Annotated in this window: 16 protein-coding genes; 7 read left to right on the top strand and 9 right to left on the bottom strand. The window is 68.6% G+C overall.

The window, feature by feature from the left end:
- The first annotated feature begins 185 nt into the window (after positions 1-185).
- From pstS to ABZX92_RS26480, 5 genes are read left to right on the top strand one after another with little or no spacing between them, the layout of a single operon-like run.
- Positions 186-1,295, top strand: a complete 1,110-nt coding sequence (pstS, locus tag ABZX92_RS26500) for a phosphate ABC transporter substrate-binding protein PstS (RefSeq protein WP_355564682.1) — start codon at positions 186-188, stop codon at positions 1,293-1,295.
- 33 nt (positions 1,296-1,328) lie between these two features.
- On the top strand, positions 1,329-2,393 hold the full coding sequence (pstC, locus tag ABZX92_RS26495) for a phosphate ABC transporter permease subunit PstC (RefSeq protein WP_355564679.1): 1,065 nt from the start codon (positions 1,329-1,331) through the stop codon (positions 2,391-2,393).
- Positions 2,390-3,304, top strand: a complete 915-nt coding sequence (gene pstA, locus ABZX92_RS26490; protein WP_355564676.1) for a phosphate ABC transporter permease PstA — start codon at positions 2,390-2,392, stop codon at positions 3,302-3,304. Before pstC ends, pstA begins: the two co-directional genes overlap by 4 nt.
- A 10-nt stretch (positions 3,305-3,314) precedes the next feature.
- Positions 3,315-4,091: a phosphate ABC transporter ATP-binding protein PstB gene (pstB, locus tag ABZX92_RS26485; RefSeq protein ID WP_355564674.1), complete on the top strand. Its 777-nt coding sequence runs from the start codon at positions 3,315-3,317 to the stop codon at positions 4,089-4,091.
- 10 nt (positions 4,092-4,101) lie between these two features.
- Positions 4,102-5,298, top strand: a complete 1,197-nt coding sequence (locus ABZX92_RS26480; protein WP_355564671.1) for a hypothetical protein — start codon at positions 4,102-4,104, stop codon at positions 5,296-5,298.
- Positions 5,299-5,304: 6 nt separating this feature from the next.
- Here the strand turns inward: ABZX92_RS26480 and phoU are convergent, their stop codons facing one another.
- The 6 genes from phoU to ABZX92_RS26450 all read right to left on the bottom strand — a co-directional run bounded on the left by phoU (position 5,305) and on the right by ABZX92_RS26450 (position 12,419).
- Positions 5,305-5,970, bottom strand: coding sequence for a phosphate signaling complex protein PhoU (phoU, locus tag ABZX92_RS26475; RefSeq protein ID WP_355564668.1), 666 nt, complete (start codon positions 5,968-5,970; stop codon positions 5,305-5,307).
- A gap of 72 nt (positions 5,971-6,042) precedes the next feature.
- A complete protein-coding gene (locus tag ABZX92_RS26470) occupies positions 6,043-8,760 on the bottom strand; it encodes an LCP family protein (RefSeq protein WP_355564665.1) in 2,718 nt (905 codons plus the stop codon).
- Between the two features lie 518 nt (positions 8,761-9,278).
- The gene (locus ABZX92_RS26465) at positions 9,279-10,127 is read right to left on the bottom strand and encodes a GGDEF domain-containing protein (protein WP_355564662.1); all 849 of its coding nucleotides are present in this window, start codon (positions 10,125-10,127) and stop codon (positions 9,279-9,281) included.
- Positions 10,128-10,268: 141 nt separating this feature from the next.
- Positions 10,269-10,721: a hypothetical protein gene (locus ABZX92_RS26460; RefSeq protein ID WP_355564659.1), complete on the bottom strand. Its 453-nt coding sequence runs from the start codon at positions 10,719-10,721 to the stop codon at positions 10,269-10,271.
- Positions 10,714-11,838, bottom strand: coding sequence for a tRNA dihydrouridine synthase DusB (gene dusB, locus ABZX92_RS26455; RefSeq protein ID WP_355564656.1), 1,125 nt, complete (start codon positions 11,836-11,838; stop codon positions 10,714-10,716). Before dusB ends, ABZX92_RS26460 begins: the two co-directional genes overlap by 8 nt.
- A 77-nt stretch (positions 11,839-11,915) precedes the next feature.
- Positions 11,916-12,419 (bottom strand): O-acetyl-ADP-ribose deacetylase, encoded by a 504-nt coding sequence (locus tag ABZX92_RS26450; RefSeq protein ID WP_355564653.1) that lies wholly within the window; start codon positions 12,417-12,419, stop codon positions 11,916-11,918.
- 122 nt (positions 12,420-12,541) lie between these two features.
- Between ABZX92_RS26450 and ABZX92_RS26445 the strand changes: the two genes are divergently transcribed.
- Positions 12,542-13,213 carry a DUF4241 domain-containing protein gene (locus tag ABZX92_RS26445; RefSeq protein WP_355564650.1) on the top strand — a complete coding sequence of 224 codons (672 nt, stop codon included), beginning with the start codon at positions 12,542-12,544 and terminating at the stop codon, positions 13,211-13,213.
- Here the strand turns inward: ABZX92_RS26445 and ABZX92_RS26440 are convergent.
- Positions 13,210-13,755, bottom strand: coding sequence for a superoxide dismutase family protein (locus ABZX92_RS26440; protein WP_355564647.1), 546 nt, complete (start codon positions 13,753-13,755; stop codon positions 13,210-13,212). The two genes, ABZX92_RS26445 and ABZX92_RS26440, sit on opposite strands and share 4 nt — an antisense overlap.
- A gap of 92 nt (positions 13,756-13,847) precedes the next feature.
- On the opposite strand from ABZX92_RS26440, the gene ABZX92_RS26435 reads away from it, so the two are divergent.
- Positions 13,848-14,321: a DUF6328 family protein gene (locus tag ABZX92_RS26435; protein WP_355564644.1), complete on the top strand. Its 474-nt coding sequence runs from the start codon at positions 13,848-13,850 to the stop codon at positions 14,319-14,321.
- On the opposite strand, the gene ABZX92_RS26430 is transcribed toward ABZX92_RS26435, so the two are convergent.
- Together ABZX92_RS26430 and ABZX92_RS26425 are read right to left on the bottom strand one after the other, a co-directional pair.
- Entirely contained in the window at positions 14,286-14,978 is a 693-nt protein-coding gene (locus tag ABZX92_RS26430) for a hypothetical protein (protein WP_355564641.1), read from the bottom strand. The genes ABZX92_RS26435 and ABZX92_RS26430 overlap by 36 nt on opposite strands.
- Positions 14,979-15,029: 51 nt before the next feature.
- Entirely contained in the window at positions 15,030-16,148 is a 1,119-nt protein-coding gene (locus ABZX92_RS26425; protein WP_355564638.1) for a serine hydrolase domain-containing protein, read from the bottom strand.
- Positions 16,149-16,207: the final 59 nt, after the last annotated feature.

Below are 16,207 nucleotides of genomic sequence, written 5' to 3'. Positions count from 1 at the left end.
GAAACGCAAACGCCCAGGTCACGCCGTCACCCATCTGGTGGTGTCACCCGTCACTTCCCGTCCTCTGTTCACCCCTCGTTCACTTTGTTTAGGCGGTCTGTCCACTATCGCTACCTACCTTCCGTAGCGAGCGGCGACGTCCGTCGCGAACCGCTTGAATCGCTTCCGCAAGGTGGAGGACCAAGGTGAAGATCCAGCGGCACGGCGCCGTGCTCGGCCTCGTTGCGGCCAGCGCGCTTCTGCTCAGTGCGTGTGGCAGTGACAACAACACGGCGGCCGGCGGCAGCACGCCGACCAGCGGTACCTCCGTGCCTGTCGAGTGTGGTGGCAAGACCAAGCTGAACGCCGAGGGCTCTTCCGCGCAGAAGAACGCGGTCGACGCGTTCGTCCAGGCGTACAAGGCTGCTTGCCCCAGCGCCGACCTCGCGTACAACCCGTCCGGCTCCGGCGCGGGCGTGAAGAACTTCAACGCCGGTCTCGTCGACTTCGGTGGCTCGGACTCCGCGCTGAAGGACGGCGCCGAGACCGAGGCGGCCACCAAGCGCTGCCAGAGCAACCCGGCGTGGAACCTCCCGCTGGTCTTCGGCCCGGTCGCGATCGGCTACAAGGTCTCCGGTGTGGACAGCCTCGTGCTGGACGCCAAGACCACCGCCGCGATCTTCTCCGGCGCGGTCAAGAAGTGGAACGACCCGGCCATCAAGGCCCTCAACTCCTCCGCCACGCTGCCGGACAAGGACATCGCGGTCATCTACCGCTCGGACGAGTCGGGCACGACCGACAACTTCCAGAAGTACCTGACCGCCGCCGGTGGCTGGACCAAGGGTGACGGCAAGCAGTTCAAGGGCGGTGTCGGCGAGGGCAAGGAGAAGTCCGCCGGTGTCGCGCAGGCCGTTGGCTCCATCGACGGTGCGATCACCTACGTCGAGTGGTCGTTCGCGCAGGACAACAAGCTCTCGACCGCCAAGATCGACGCCGGTGCCGGCGCGGTCGAGCTGTCCGCCGAGTCGGCCGGCAAGGCCATCGACGGTGCCAAGGTCAAGGGCGAGGGCAACAACCTGGTCCTCGACCTGAACTCGATCTACGGCACCAAGGCCGCCGGTGCGTACCCGCTGCTGCTCGCGACCTACGAGATCGTCTGCTCCAAGGGCTACGACGCCGACACCGCGAAGGCCGTCAAGGCGTTCCTGACCGTTGCCGCCAGCAGCGGGCAGGCGCAGCTCGCCGAGGCCGGCTACGTGCCGCTGCCCAAGGCGTTCCAGGACAAGATCCTGACCGCCGTCAAGGCGATCGCCTGAGGTTGATGCGAAACTTCGGCTGACGCAGACGCGATGAACGATCCCGTCGTGGCCAAGCGCCCCGCCGGCTCCGGATACACCGGAGCCGAGCGGGGCGTTGCGGCTGCTCCCACTGCCACGGAGGCTCCGATTCCCCCGACACCGGAAGCTCCAGAGACCGAGACCAGAGTTCACGTTCGCCCCGGTGACCGGATCTTCCGCGGGATGGCAACGGGTTCTGGTGTCTTCATCGTCGCGATCATCGGCGCGATCGGGCTCTTCCTGATCCTGCAGGCGATCCCGTCGCTCGGACTGGACAACGTCAACTTCCTGACCAGCCGCGAGTGGACCACCACGGATCCGTCGAACCTGCGGTTCGGCATCCTGGACCTCCTGCTCGTGACGGTCGTCGTCGCACTCCTGGCGCTGCTGATCGCGATGCCGATCTCGATGGGCATCGCGCTGTTCCTCACGCAGTACGCGCCGCGCCACCTGTCCCGGCCGTTCGCGTACGTCGTCGACCTGCTCGCCGCGGTCCCCTCGATCGTCTTCGGTCTGTGGGGCCTGTTCGTGCTCGGGCCGGTGCTGTACCCGTTCTCCAGCTGGCTGATCGACAACCTCGGCTGGATCCCGATCTTCGCCAAGGGCAACGTCAACGTGCAGCTCGGCGGCACCGTCTTCACCGCGGGCATCGTCGTCGCGGTGATGATCCTGCCGATCATCACGGCCGTCAGCCGCGAGGTCTTCGAGCGCACGCCGACGATGCACATCGAGGGCGCGATCGCGCTGGGCGCGACCAAGTGGGAGGTCGTGCGCACGACGGTGCTGCCGTTCGGCAAGGCCGGTTACATCAGCGCCTCGATGCTCGGTCTCGGCCGCGCGCTCGGTGAGACGATCGCCGTCGCGGTCATCCTGAGCACCGCCTCCAGCTCGTTCGGCTTCTCCCTCTTCGACGGTGGCAGCACGTTCGCGTCGAAGATCGCCCTGGCCGCGCCGGAGTTCAACGACCCGCGTTCCGCCGGTGCCTACATCGCCGCCGGTCTCGTGCTGTTCGTGCTGACCTTCGTGGTCAACGCCATGGCGCGCTCGATCGTCGCCGGCCACAAGGAGTACGAGTGAGCACCCTGTCCGCGGATCCCCAGCGCCTCGCGACACCGCCGACGTTCCAGGCGGTGAGCGCGGCCCGCCGCTTCAAGAACGGCCTCGCCACCGCGCTCGTGTGGGGTGCGTTCCTCGTCGCCATCATCCCGCTGGTGTGGGTGCTCTACACCGTGGTGCAGCGCGGCTTCCCGGTCGTGCTCCACGCTGACTGGTGGCAGAAGTCGCTCTCCGGCCTGCTCTCCCGTCAGCAGGGCGGCGGCGCGTACCACGCGATCTACGGCACCGTGGTCCAAGGCCTGGTGTGCGGCGTGATCTCGGTGCCGATCGGCATCATGGTCGCGATCTACCTCGTGGAGTACGGCGGCCGTTCGAAGCTGTCCCGTGCCACGACGTTCATGGTCGACATCCTGACCGGTGTCCCGTCGATCGTCGCCGCGCTGTTCGTCTACACGGTGTGGATCACGTACTTCGGCCTCGGCCGCAGCGCCCTCGCCGTGTCGCTCGCGCTGGTGCTGCTGATGGTGCCGGTCGTCGTGCGCACCACCGAGGAGATGCTCAAGATCGTCCCGGACGAGCTGCGCGAGGCCTCCTACGCGCTGGGCATCCCGAAGTGGAAGACGATCGTGAAGATCGTCATCCCGACGGCGCTGTCCGGCATCCTGACCGGCATCATGCTCGCTCTCGCCCGCGTCATGGGTGAGACCGCGCCGGTGCTGGTGCTGGCGGCGTACGCCCCGTACATCAACTTCAACCTGTTCCAGGGCCCGATGGCCTCGCTGCCGTTGTTGATGGTGAACGAGCGCAACAACCCGACGCAGGCGGGCTTCGAGCGCATCTGGGGCGCGGCGATCACGCTCGTGCTGATCATCACCCTGTTCAACCTGCTGGCGACCGTGATCTCACGGGCGCTGGCGCCGAAGACGAAGTGAGCGGGCGGACATGGCCAAGCGACTCGACATCAAGGACCTGAACCTCTACTACGGCAAGTTCCACGCCGTGGAGAACGTCTCGCTCGCGGTACCGCCGAAGAACGTGACCGCGTTCATCGGCCCCTCCGGTTGCGGCAAGTCGACCGTGCTGCGGTCGCTCAACCGCATGCACGAGGTCGCCATCGGCGCGCGCGTCGAGGGCAAGGTGCTGCTCGACGGCGAGGACATCTACGCGTCCACTGTGGACCCGGTCGAGGTGCGCCGCACCATCGGCATGGTGTTCCAGCGGCCGAACCCGTTCCCCACGATGTCCATTCGCGACAACGTGGTGGCGGGGTTGCGGCTCGCGGGCGTGAAGAACAAGAAGGAGCTCGACGAGGTCGCCGAGCGCTCGTTGCGCGGCGCCAACCTCTGGAACGAGGTCAAGGACCGCCTCGACAAGCCGGGCGGCGGCCTCTCCGGTGGTCAGCAGCAGCGTCTGTGCATCGCCCGCGCGATCGCGGTGCAGCCGGACGTCCTGCTGATGGACGAGCCCTGTTCCGCGCTGGACCCGATCTCCACGCTGGCGATCGAGGACCTGATCACGGAGCTGAAGAAGGAGTACACGATCGTCATCGTGACTCACAACATGCAGCAGGCCGCGCGCGTGTCCGACCAGACCGCGTTCTTCAACCTGCTGGGAGTCGGTCAGCCGGGTCAGCTGATCGAGGTGGACGACACGGAGAAGATCTTCTCCAACCCCGGCCAGAAGGCGACCGAGGACTACATCTCCGGCCGGTTCGGCTAAATTTCTGGGCGTGAGCCCGCAGAGCAAGAGCCGCAAGAAGAAGCAAGGCAAGGCACCCGGCCGCCGGCCTCAGCAGCAGTCGCCCTACGCACCGCTGCTGGAGTCGGCGGCCGCGTTGCGTTCCGAGTCGTGGCTGCTGGCCGAGTCGTGGGCCAGCGAGCTGTTCGGCACGCTGTGGCTCGGTGCCTGGCGGTTCGAGGACTGGCTGGAGGCCTTCACGTCCGAGTACGGGCGGATGGTCGACGCCCTGAGCCAGATCGAGCAGCCGGAGGCGCTCACGGCGCTCCGTGCGTTGTCCGGGGTGGGCGACGCCGACCTGAGGGCCATGGTCACGACCGCGGCGAACGACCTGGCGGCCAAGGGTGTCGAGGAGCCGGGCTGGTACTCGCCGGGCGCGCTGCCGCAGTTCCGCGACGCGTTCCTCGTCACGAACCTGCTGGGGGACGTGGAGGTCATCGCGTTCACCCAGGACCGCGCGGGTGTTGCCGAGACGATGATGTTCATGCGGCAGCCGGTGCTCGGAGCCACCTCGATCGAGCTGTTCTCCACGCCGGACGAGGGCACGATCGCGTTGCTCGAGGACATGATCTCCTCGACGCCTCAGGCGTTCCGGAACGTGATCACGCCGCTGACCGCGGAGCAGGTGTTCGACCGCCTGTGGCCGGACGTCGAGCAGTTCTGGTCCGACGGCCCGGACGACGAAGCCGAGGAAAGCCTGATCGGCGACGACGAGGACGCCCTGCACCCCGTTCTGCTGATGTCGCTCGCCGAGGCGCGCGTGAGCCTGCTGGTGCCGGGTGACTACGAGACTCCCGCCATCAGTCCGAAGAGGACGGACGAGGTCGTCGAGGCGTTCCTGGCTTCAGAGCACGGGATCGCGGACGTCGAGGCCGCACGGGCGTTCGCCCGGATCGTCGCTTCCGCTGCGGTGGAACAGAACCGCGATCCCGTGGTGTACGGACCGGCGTCGCTCACCGCCGTGCTGATCCTGAACGTGGCCGCGCGGTTGCACGTGAGTGACGAGGATCTGGCTCTGCTGCCGGACATCGTGCGCGCGTGGGCGTACTTCACCGTCGAGGCACGGGATCTGCCCCGGGAAGAAGCCCTCAAGGAGTGGGACGAAGAACTGCCCACCGTGCTCGCCGAGTTCTCCGAGGCTTACGCCGATCCGGAGCTCGCGGCAGAACGCGATGGGCAGTTCAGGTAGAGGTGCCTAGAGGTTCTCGTCGCCACCGTAGCCGGGCATCCGGCCGGTGACGACGAAGACCGTGCGCTTGGCGACCGACACGGCGTGGTCGCCGTAGCGCTCGTAGAAGCGGCCGAGCAGCGTGACGTCCACCGCGGTGGGGACGCCGTGCTGCCAGTCCTTGTCCATGATCACCGAGAACAGGTGACGGTGGATGTCGTCCATCGCGTCGTCCTCTTCCTCGAGGCTGCGAGCGCGGTCGACGTCCTTCTCACGGATGATCTCGGCCGCCTCGGTGGCGAGCTTGACCGCGATCCGGCCCATCTCGGCGAAGTACGGCTGCACGTCCTCCGGCAGCGCCGATGCCGGGTGCCTGCGCCGCGCGGCCTTCGCCACGTGCAGCGCCAGGTCGCCCATGCGCTCGACGCTCTCGGCGGCGTGGATCACCGCGAGCACGGTGCGCAGGTCCGTCGCGACCGGTGCCTGCAACGCGAGCAGCGCGTACGACTGCTCCTCGATGCTGGAGCGGACGTCGTCGACCTTCTGGTCACCGCTGATGACCTGCTCCGCGAGGCCGAGGTCGGCCCCCAGCAGAGCGGCGGTCGCGTTCTCCATCGCTGCCGCGACCATGCCGGTCATGTCGGCCAGTCGTCCGGCGAGCTCTTCTAGCTGGTCATGGTAGGCCTCGCGCATGGCGCTCAGCCTACGTCCCGACCATCGCGGCAGCGACATGCCAGGATGAACCCGAGGTGAACCCCAGGCGAATCACTTCGCGCAGGGGTCCTGTGCGGCGTTCACAATGGACAGATCATTGCCCGCTTGTCCCTGGTTGGTGCCCTGCGGGGTGCTGCCCGGCTTCGGCGCCACGACGTTGTCGTCGAAGTTCGAGCCGAGGGTCAGCAGGATGGCGCCGCCCATCTCGGGCGCCTCCACCAGTTCCGCGGTGGGAACAGCGGCCTTGAGGGTCGCCGCCTTGTTCTCGTTCCCCTTCGCGTACTTGATCGTGGTCTTCGCCTCCCTCGGCGAGTCACCGACCTGCACGACCTTGAACCCGTTCTGCTGCAACGCGGACGATGTGCGACCGGCCGCGCCGCCGTTGTTCGGGTTGCCGTTGCGCACCTGGACGGCGACCTCCTTGGGGTCGATCACCGTGCCGGGCTGGACCGGCGTGCTGTTCGGGTCACCCGGCTTCGAGTCGATCGGCTTCTCCTGCGGCAGCGGCGTTCCGTCGATGATCGTCTGGAACAGCTTCTTGACGTCGTCGTCCCGCAGGCGCTCGATGTTGTCGTCGTTCGACTTCGTCGGGCCCTCGTCGGTCCAGTGCGGCATCGTCACGAACGACACGCGCCCGGCGTCCAGGCTCTGCAACGAGTTCGCGAGCTCCAGCAGCTGCGCGACACCGATGTTGTCGCCGACCGTGGACTTCGTGAGCGCGTTGATGAAGTTGTTGAGCTTGGTCGGGCTCAGCAGCACCTCGTTCGACAACGACTGGCGCAGCATCGCCGACAGGAAACCCTGCTGCCGCTTGATGCGGTCGAAGTCTCCGCCGACGTCACCGGCGACCTTGCGGGCGCGGACGTATGACAGGGCCTGGTCGCCCTTGAGCGTGTACTTGCCCGGCTTGTCGATGACGACACCGAGCTCGTCGTCCTTGATCGCCTTGGGCGTGCAGATCTGCACGCCGCCGATCGCCGTCGACATCTCGCGGAAGCCGTTGAAGTCGATGCTGATGAAGTGGTTGATGTTGAGGCCGGACAGCTGGGTCATCATGTTGGCCACGCACTCGGGCCCTCCGTTGCCGTACACGGAGTTGGCCATGACCCCCTTCTCGGGAGCGAGCGGTCCGCCGTACTGGCCGTTGTCCGGGTTCCAGCTGCGGCACGCGGGCCGGTCGACCCGCACGTCGCGCGGCAGCGACACGATGACCATGCGCTTACGGTCCGCGGGGATGTGCGCGAGCATGATCACGTCCGACCGCGCGCCACCCTCCTCGGCCTGGGTGCCGACGTTGTCCTCCGGCTTCGCGCCCGCCCTGGTGTCCGAGCCGACGAGCAGGAAGTTCTCGTCACCGAGCTGCTTCTCCGCCTGCTGCACGGCCTGCGAGTTGCCGCCCAGTGCGTCGATCTTCGGGATCTTGGAGTCGGCGTACTTCGTCGCGGCCCAGGCGAAGCCGGTCGACACGAACACCACGGCCGCGGCGGCGATCGCCCCGACCTTGGCGCCGCGCATCAGCCTGCGCTGCTGGGGCGTGCGGCCAGCGATCTTCTTCTCGCCGTCCTCCTCGCCCTCGACGAGGCTCACCGGGTCGGCGAACTGGGTCGCCTCATCCAGCTCGTCCTCGTCCTTGACCCACGGCATGAGCTTGGCGCGCCGTTCCTTGCGCTGGCGCTCCTGCTCGAGCAGCTCGTCGTGCACCGCCGAGAACCGCGCGAGCGTGTGGTCGACCTCGCGCCGCTTCTTGACGTCGTCGCCGATGGCCTCCATCTCGGTGGTGAGGCACATCGGGTCCATGTCCTCGCGCTTCTCGACCTTGGCCACTCCGACCGCCGCGGCGATCTGGGTGGCTTCCGGGCCGGGCGCGTCGGCCTTGGGCTCCTCGGCAGCGGGCTTGCCCGGCGCCGCGGGGGCACCGCCTGCCGCCGCTGGGGGCGCGGCAGGGCTACCGGGACCGGCCGGTCCGGCGGGAGCGCCGCCGAGCCGGTTGGCGATGGGTGCGGGCCGCGGGCCGCTCGACTCCGCCCTCGGGGGCATCGGCCGGGGGCCGCTCGACTCCGCGCGGGACGGCATCGGGTGCCTGCCGGTCAGGTCCCCGTTCGGGGGCACGGCACGGCGGTCCGGCCCCTCGCCAGGGGCGGACGGGCGCGAAATGCCGGTGGACGACGGCGGCTCACCTGGCAGCAGGCGGCGGGGCGCAGGGGCTTCCGGCGCGTCCGGTGCCTTGGGAGCGGGCGGGCGCGGGATGCCGTTCTGCGACGGCGCGTCGCCAGGAGCGAGCCGGCGCGGCGGTGCGCCGTTGGTCTCGGGCGCCGGGCGGCGGATCGTGCCGCTGGGCATGCCGTTCGCCTCGGGCACCCCGTTCGGTGCGGGACGCCGCGGGATGCCGTTCGACGAGCCTGCGTCACCGGGAGGCACGCGGCGCGGGTCCACGGGTGCCGGAGGGCGCTGGACGCCGTTGGACGACGGGGCGTCGCCGGGCGCGAGCCGGCGCGGAACACCGTTCGGGGCACCGTTGGGAGCGCCGTTCGGCGGCATGGGCCGTGGGCCGGTCTGCTCACCGGGGGGAACCGGCCTGCGCTGCATCCCGGTCGCGTCGGGACGCGGTCGCGTCCCGGTCTGCTCGCCAGGAGGAGGCGGGTAGGCGCCGTTCTGCGCGGGCCGCGGCGGTGCCTGGTCGGCCATCTGCGGCCGCGGGCGCGTTCCCGTCTGCTCACCAGGCCGGTGGGCGACGGGCGGCTGCTGCCGCGGTGGCTGAGGCTGTTGCACAGGCGGTTGCACAGGCGGATCGGGCAGTGCGCGCCTGCCCGTTGCCGGTGGGTCGGGCAGAGCACGCCTGCCCGTTGCTGGTGCGGGTGGGTCAGGCAGGGCACGCCTGCCTGTCGTGGGAGCTTCGGGCGAGCCTGGCGGGACGGGCCGGGGGATGTTCGTCCTGCTGTGCTGCTCGATGAGGTCCGAGACGCTCAGGCCCCCAGAGCCTTCCATCGAGCGACGTCTACGGCCGGTCGGCTGGTCCTGCTGCTGGGGATCCTGATCACCACGGGAAGAGGGGCCGCCACGTCGGGGGTCGTCGGGCACCCAATCTCCCTTCTGGGTCAGAAGCTAAAAGCGGTTCGTCATTACGAGTTGACGACGACCGGGACACAAGGGTTGCATCACCGGCGTGTCAGTTGCGCCCGCGATACTACGGATGTAGCCGACTTCTGACGACCACTCCGGGTGATACGGCTTCGATCTGTACGCGATTACGCGCAGTCCGCTTGCCCTGAACGGGTGAGCCAGCTCACTCAGTAGTAACCGAGAACACGTGTCTCGGTGATGGCACGCCTACCAGACGCCTCGCCTGCGAGGCGGACCCGCCCGTCTGCACGGTACGCCACCGCGTTGCGTCCCGACTGCTTGGCCGTGTAGAGCAGGCTGTCGGCGCGCAGCAGCTGCTGCTCGGCGCTCACCGCCGGGCGTTGCGGAGCCTCGTCCGCCGGCGGCTCGTAGGCGAGGCCCGCGCTGACGGTCACGCGCAGCCCCGGCGCGATCTCCTGCCACGGGTGACGCTCGACACGTTCGCGGGCCGCCTCGGCGATCTCCACGGCTGTCGCGGCGTCCACCCGCGGCAGCACCAGCACGAACTCCTCGCCGCCGTAGCGGGCGCAGAAAGCGTGCTCGGGCAGGCCCTGCTGGAGCAGCTCCACCACGCGTTGCAGCACGCGGTCGCCCAGCAGGTGCCCGAAGTTGTCGTTGACCTGCTTGAACCAGTCGAGGTCGATCAACGCGATGGCGAGCCCGTACCGGGACGCGCCGTGCTCGGTCAGCATGTCCATCAGCCGCTGGTCGAGGTAGCGGCGGTTGTAGGAGTCGGTGAGGCTGTCGCGCAGGCTCTGCTCGCGTGCCTCGGCGTGCTCCCTGCGCAGCCGGTCGACCTCGCGGCGCAGCTGTTCGGGAACGTGCGGCTCCTCGACCTGGTCGGCGTGGACGAGATCGAGAGCGGAACGCAGGTGCTGGTAGGCCTGGCGCCACTGGCCGCGGGAGGCGAGCAACGTCGCGATGGACTCGTGCAGCCCCACCAGTCCGGGACCCTGCCGGTCGACGCTGGCGTCGTCCTGCGTGGTCTCTGCGATCTCGGGTCGCAGCGCGGTCATCGCGGTCACCTCCTTACTTGCCAGGTGTCGTCTCCTGAGAGGCGGCGCTTGAGCTAGAAGGACGCGTGGGGGTGGGATTTCCCCCGTCCGGTTGACCGTCAGCTGCTCCGATCCAGTGAGCTTGGGTGATCAACAACCCGTTCAGCCACCAAGACAGGGCGCGAACCCGTACACCTCGTCGTCCAGAAGCACGACGTGCAGCGATCCGATCTGACTGCCGATCACCGCGTCGTCCTGGCGCAGCGTGATCGTCACCGCGAGGACGTAGACGTCGCCGCGCGGATGGGCCTTCTCGCCAGGGGGTGCCCAGTCGGCGTCGGTGCGAAGCGTCGACCAGGTCGGTTCGACCTTGATCGTGGCGCCGCGCAGATCGCACGTTTTCTGCCGGAAGTCCGGATGCTGGGTGTCCTTCAGCAACTTCTGCTGCTGGGAAGGGCTCTCGTCGCCTGCCTTGTTGAGGCGCTCGTAGTACGTCTTGAACTTCGCCTTGCCGCCGTCGGTCAGCTGGACCGGTCGTGCGGTGCCCGCGACCGGACCGGCACAGCCCGCGAGGAGCGCGAGCGAGGCCAGTAAGACCGCGACCCGTTCAGCCACCGGAGTGCATCACGTCCGCGCCGGCCGGCACCGTCGCGTCCTCGGGGTCGTCCAGCCACCCCTCCGGCAGCACGACCTTGGCCGAGGAACCCTGCCGGCCGCGCGGCCCCTCCGCGTTCTCCGGGAAGGGAACGGTCGGGTCGAGCTGGCCGATCAGGTCGTCCAGCTGCTGCAGGCTCGACACCATCGCGAACGCCCGGCGCGTGTCGCCGCCGACCGGGAAGCCGTGCCAGTACCAGGCCATGTGCTTGCGCAGGTCCCGCAGGCCCTTGTCCTCGCCGTAGTGGGCGGCGAGCAGCTGCGCGTGCGTCCGGAGGATCTCCGCCACCTCGCCGAGGTTCGGGCCCTCGGGGATCTCGTTGCCCTGGAACGCCGCCTGCAGGTCGCGGAACAACCACGGCCGGCCAAGGCATCCGCGCCCGACGACCACCCCGTCGCAGCCTGTCTCCGCGACCATGTCGAGGGCGTCCTGCGCGCTGAAGATGTCGCCGTTGCCCAGGACCGGGATGCTCGTGACGGCTTCCTTGAGCCGCGCGATCTTGCTCCAGTCGGCCTTGCCGGAGTACCGCTGCGACGCCGTGCGCGCGTGCAGTGCCACGGCCTGTGCGCCCTCGTCTTGTGCGATGCGCCCCGCGTCGAGGTACGTCAGGTGGTCGTCGTCGATGCCGATGCGGAACTTCACGGTGACCGGCATGTCTCCGGCGTTGCGCACCGCGGCCCGCACGATCTGCCGGAACAGCTCGCGCTTGTACGGCAGCGCGGCCCCGCCACCCTTGCGCGTCACCTTGGGCACCGGGCACCCGAAGTTCATGTCCATGTGGTCGGCGAGGTTCTCGGCCACGATCATCTTCGTGGCCTCGCCGACGTTCTTCGGGTCGACCCCGTAGAGCTGCATCGACCGCGGGTTCTCACCCTCGTCGAACGTGATCATGTGCATGGTCATGGCGTCGCGCTCCACCAGCGCCCGCGCCGTGATCATCTCGCAGACGTAGAGCCCGGCCCCGTACTGACGGCACAGCTGCCGGAACGCCACGTTGGTGATGCCGGCCATGGGGGCCAGCACGACGGGCGGGTCGACGGCGAACGGGCCGATCTTCAGGGTGGAGGGAACGGACACGCCCTTCAGGTTACGGCACTGACCTGCCGCGATCTTCACCGAACGTGACCGCTGAGCCGTCCCGGCTGCGACGTTCGTCACGCCGGTCCGGCGAGCTCCGCGGCCAGCAGCTGACAGGTCTCCTCGTCGAATGCCACCAGTCGAATCCGGTCGATGACCGGCAGCGACCGCACCGCCCGGATCGCCAGCCGCGCTGCCCGTGCGGTGGGGAACCCGTAGATCCCGGTCGCGATGGCCGGGAAGGCGATGCTCTCGACGCCGAGCTCCTCGGCCAGCTCCAGCGAGCTCAGATAGCAGCTCGTCAGGATCTCGTCCTCGCCTTGCTCTCCGCCCTCCCACACCGGCCCGACCGTGTGGATCACGTACTTCACCGGCGCGAGGTCGAACGCGGGCGTCGCCACAGCCTTCCCCGGTTCGCACGGCGCGAGCTTCGAACCCGCCTCCGCCAGCCTCGGCCCGGCTGCCCGGTGAATCGCCCCGTCCACCCCGCCGCCACCGAGCAGCGACTCGTTCGCCGCCGTGACGATCGCGTCCACTCGTTCAGCCGTGATGTCGCCCAGTACAACTTCGATCGTCCCCATGCTCAAAAGCCTTGCACCTGCGCGGTTCCGCTCGGGCGGACTTCACGCAGCGCGAACACCCCCGGTGCCCCGATCGGGTGTCGGAGCCTTCTGCCAACATGCCCCCTGGAGGTGGCCTACGCGTGGGGGCGGTTCAACTGATCAGGTCCGGGTTCGAGCGGTTCTTCGTCGACGGGCCGGTCGGCAAGGCGACCGGCGGCGGCGAACAGCAGGTCGTGGCCGTGCAGCAGGTGGGCGAACTGGCGTTGCCGACCGGCAGGCTCGTGGCGGCGGACCCGTTCGTGGTGTGGCCGGAGGACGCCCAGGCGTTCACCGAGACCGTCGAGCCCGGCACCTACCCGGTGTCGGTCTCGCTGGTCTCGTGGGTGGACGGCGACGGCTACCCGGATCTGCGCCAGGGCTATCGGGTCGCCGCGGCCAGGGTGACGGTGCGGGACGAGCCCGCGTACTCGTGGACGCCCGCCGTGCTGCCGGGTGAGCTCGTGCCGATGCAGGAGGAGTTCGGCTACGACGTGAAGTCGAGCACCGGCGCGTTCTTCGACCTCTCCGCTGCTTCGGCGATCGACCGGCTGGCGAGCGACGACGAGGCCGGCAACTGCGACCTCATCGACGCTCTGGGCAAGGTGGGCGGTGGCCGCGGCCCGGCCAACGTCACCGACCCTCATTCCGGGCTGAACGTCGTGGCGTTCTCGACCGGGTGGGGCGACGGTGTCTACCCGACCTGGATCGGCCGCAACACCGCGGGCGACCCGGTCGCGTTCGTCACCGACTTCTTCGTGATCAACCGCTTTTAGAACTGGACGTTCACGCAAGCGAGCCGCGGTCCGGCCGTGCCTGCCTCACCGGGCTTGGTGTGCGTGTGTTCGTTGTGGACGACGACGGACTGCGCGTGCCGGTCGGTGAACTGCCAGTCCACAGTGGACGACGTGTACGCGAACCCGTGGCCGTCCGTGTGCACGTCGAGCCAGATCTCGTTGTGCGGGTTGGCATACGCGGGATCCACTGACGGCTGCTTCGGGTCCACGACGTGCTGGAAGTGCGGTCCGGCAGCGGCTGGCTCCTTGCCGCACTTGTTGACGTGCACGTGCGCGCCGTACGCCCGGTTCGGCAGCAATCCCTTGAGCGTCAAGATGACCGTCGTGCCACCGCTGATCGTCGGCACTCCGAGGACGAGCACCTTGGCTCCACTCGGGACCTTCTCGTCGTACGTGACGGCCTTGGCCGTCTCGCTGAACTTCTCGAACTTGCCGGACGCGTGGGCCACGTGCGCGGGTTCCGCCTGCGCGGTACCCGTGAGCAGGAGAGTGGCGGCAACCGCGACTGCAAACGTCTTCATGGCTCTCTTGCATAGTGGAATCGGCTCTGTTCCGCCATTTTTGAGACGGGTGTCGCCGTTTCAAATGGGCTCTTCCCGGGTAGGTTTTTCCCGTGAGTGAAACCGGGGAATCCCACCAGCGCAGACTCACCCGCAACGTGAACGAGCTGCTCCAGGAGCTGCGGGTGGCTCAGGCCGGTGTGCAGATCCTGTTCGGTTTCCTGCTCTCGATCGCCTTCACCGACAAATACGCGTCGATCAGCGGACATGTGCGCGTCACCCATCTGGTCACGGTCCTGTGCGCCGCGGCGGCGGTCGCGTTCCTGACCGCCCCGGCTGCCTGGCACCGCGTTCTGTTCCGCCAGGGCCGGCGCGAGGAGGTCGTCCGCACGGGCAACGCCTTCGCCCTGGTAGGCCTCGCCTTTCTGGCCCTCGCCATGACCGGCACCGTCCTGCTGGTGGTCGAGGTGATCCTGCCGACGTGGGCCGCGATCGTCGTGGGTGCGCTGGCCCTGGTCGTGTTCTCCGGCCTCTGGTTCGTCGCGCCGCTCTCAACCAAGGGTGCTGAGCACCGCGAGCGCCCCTAGTCCGAGCGTGGTCGGCAGCGCGATGAGCACCTGCCGTTTGGTGGGCTTCTGCTCAGCCAGCACGCTGATCCCCAGCGGTACCAAGGCAATGCACAACCCAACGGTTCCCACGATCGACACCACCTCGGTGCCCTTCAGCACGCCGAGCGGCAACAGCCCCATGGTCGCCAGCGCCACTGAGCGCACTTTGCCGAGCTCGCCGGCGAGGTAGGCCGCGATCGCGAGCACGAACCAGCCGAACATGATCGTGAACGACAGGTAGCTGAACAGGTGCAGGTCGCCGTATCCCTTGGCGACCAGGTCCGTCGCACGTTCGAGGCCGAGGTGCTCGGTGGCGCTGAACGCCGCCTGGTCCACCCCGGCGTGGAACGTCCGCTCGAACAGCCCGACCGTCACCAGCATCCCGGCCCAGGTCGCCCACGCCGGCCTGGTGACGCCGATCCGTTGCACGAGGAGCGCCACCGCGAGCCACATCACCACATTTCCGGCCAGAAAAGCGGTGTAGGCCGCCGTCATGAGCGCCGGATGTTCCGCCGCGGCCCTCAGCTGGTCCGGAAAGAAGAAGTGGAACGGCGACCGCGCCAACGTTCCGGCCAACAGCAGCACCGGCCCGAGCACCAACGCCGTTCCACCAAGCAACGCCCCAGGAAATCTCATACCTGAACGTTGTCACCGCCGAAGCCCCGGCGGATCGGACCACGGTCCGAGTCAGCTCGTCGCCGCGGCGGCGATCTGCTGGACGATCAGCGGCTGGCCGTCCGAGGACTTCGTCGTCGGGTTCACCGAGTACACCAGCTTCCGCTCCAGGCCACGCGTCGCGAAGACGCCGCTGGAGTAGCCGTGCCGGCTGCCGGTCTTCCCCCACACCTCGACGCCGTTCACGACGATCCTCATCAGGCCCTGGCTGTAGAGGGCCGGACCGCCTCCGCCGAACGTGGGCACGTCCGGAACGGTGAAGAGCCTCGTCATCATCTCGCGCCCCAGCAGGCGGCCGCGGAACAGGCCGGTGATGAACCCGTCCAGGTCCTCGGCGGTGGAGACGATTGCGCCGGCCGCGCCGGGAATCGACTGGTTCATCTCGGTCGCGTCCACGAGCTCGCCGTCCACGTCGAGATATCCGCGTGCTGCCGCGTTGGGCAGACTCGGGTCGTCTCCCGGGTAGTAGGTGTCCCACAGACCCAGCGGCCCGGTGATCCGTTCGCGCAGGTTTCGCGCGTAGGAACGTCCGGTCACCTTCTCGACGATCATGCCGGCCGTGACGTAGGCGGTGTTCGTGTACTTCTGGGCAGTGCCGGGCTGGAAGTCGATCGGATGCCGTAGCGCGGTGTCCACCACCTGACGCGGGCTCCAGTGCTCGAAGCGGTGTTCGAGGACCCAACGCGGGTCGTTCAGCCCAGGGATGTCCACCGACGGCAAGCCGGATGTGTGATCAAGCAGCGTGTACACGGGAACGGGCGGGTAGTCGGCCGGCAACACGCCTGGCAGATACCGCTGCACGGACTCGTTGAGGTCGATCCGCCGCTCCTGGGCCAGCTGCAACACCATCACGCCGGTGAAGACCTTCGTGGTGCTGCCGATCCGGAAGCGTCCACCCGCTCGCACCGGCGCGCCCGTGCGGATGTCGGACACCCCGGCAACGCCGGACCAGGCACCCGCCGACCCGGTGATCCTGACCAGCGCCCCGGTCGTCTCCCGGCTGGGCAACCCGCTGATCGCGGCTCGCAGCGCGACGTCGTTGGGCGGCGGTAGCTGAGGTGCCGCACCCGCGGGCACCGCACTGACGGCAGCCGTGACGGCCGCGATGATCGTGACAACTGCGGTTCTCATGCCGATGAGCCTGTCGGCTCCGGCCCTCGCAAAACATGGAGCTTCCCGGCGTTCTGGGG

Source organism: Lentzea sp. NPDC006480 (assembly GCF_040611995.1).
Taxonomy (GTDB): domain Bacteria; phylum Actinomycetota; class Actinomycetes; order Mycobacteriales; family Pseudonocardiaceae; genus Lentzea.
The sequence above is the reverse complement of the archived record's forward strand: the minus strand, read 5'-3'. Positions and strand labels throughout refer to the sequence as shown.

Coding starts and splice junctions, on each gene's coding strand:
- pstB (WP_355564674.1), top strand. CDS start 3,315: ATGGCCAAGCGACTCGACATCAAGGACCTGAACCTCTACTACGGCAAG.
- phoU (WP_355564668.1), bottom strand. CDS start 5,970: ATGCGCGAGGCCTACCATGACCAGCTAGAAGAGCTCGCCGGACGACTG.
- ABZX92_RS26450 (WP_355564653.1), bottom strand. CDS start 12,419: ATGGGGACGATCGAAGTTGTACTGGGCGACATCACGGCTGAACGAGTG.
- pstC (WP_355564679.1), top strand. CDS start 1,329: ATGAACGATCCCGTCGTGGCCAAGCGCCCCGCCGGCTCCGGATACACC.
- ABZX92_RS26465 (WP_355564662.1), bottom strand. CDS start 10,127: ATGACCGCGCTGCGACCCGAGATCGCAGAGACCACGCAGGACGACGCC.
- ABZX92_RS26425 (WP_355564638.1), bottom strand. CDS start 16,148: ATGAGAACCGCAGTTGTCACGATCATCGCGGCCGTCACGGCTGCCGTC.
- ABZX92_RS26440 (WP_355564647.1), bottom strand. CDS start 13,755: ATGAAGACGTTTGCAGTCGCGGTTGCCGCCACTCTCCTGCTCACGGGT.
- ABZX92_RS26430 (WP_355564641.1), bottom strand. CDS start 14,978: ATGAGATTTCCTGGGGCGTTGCTTGGTGGAACGGCGTTGGTGCTCGGG.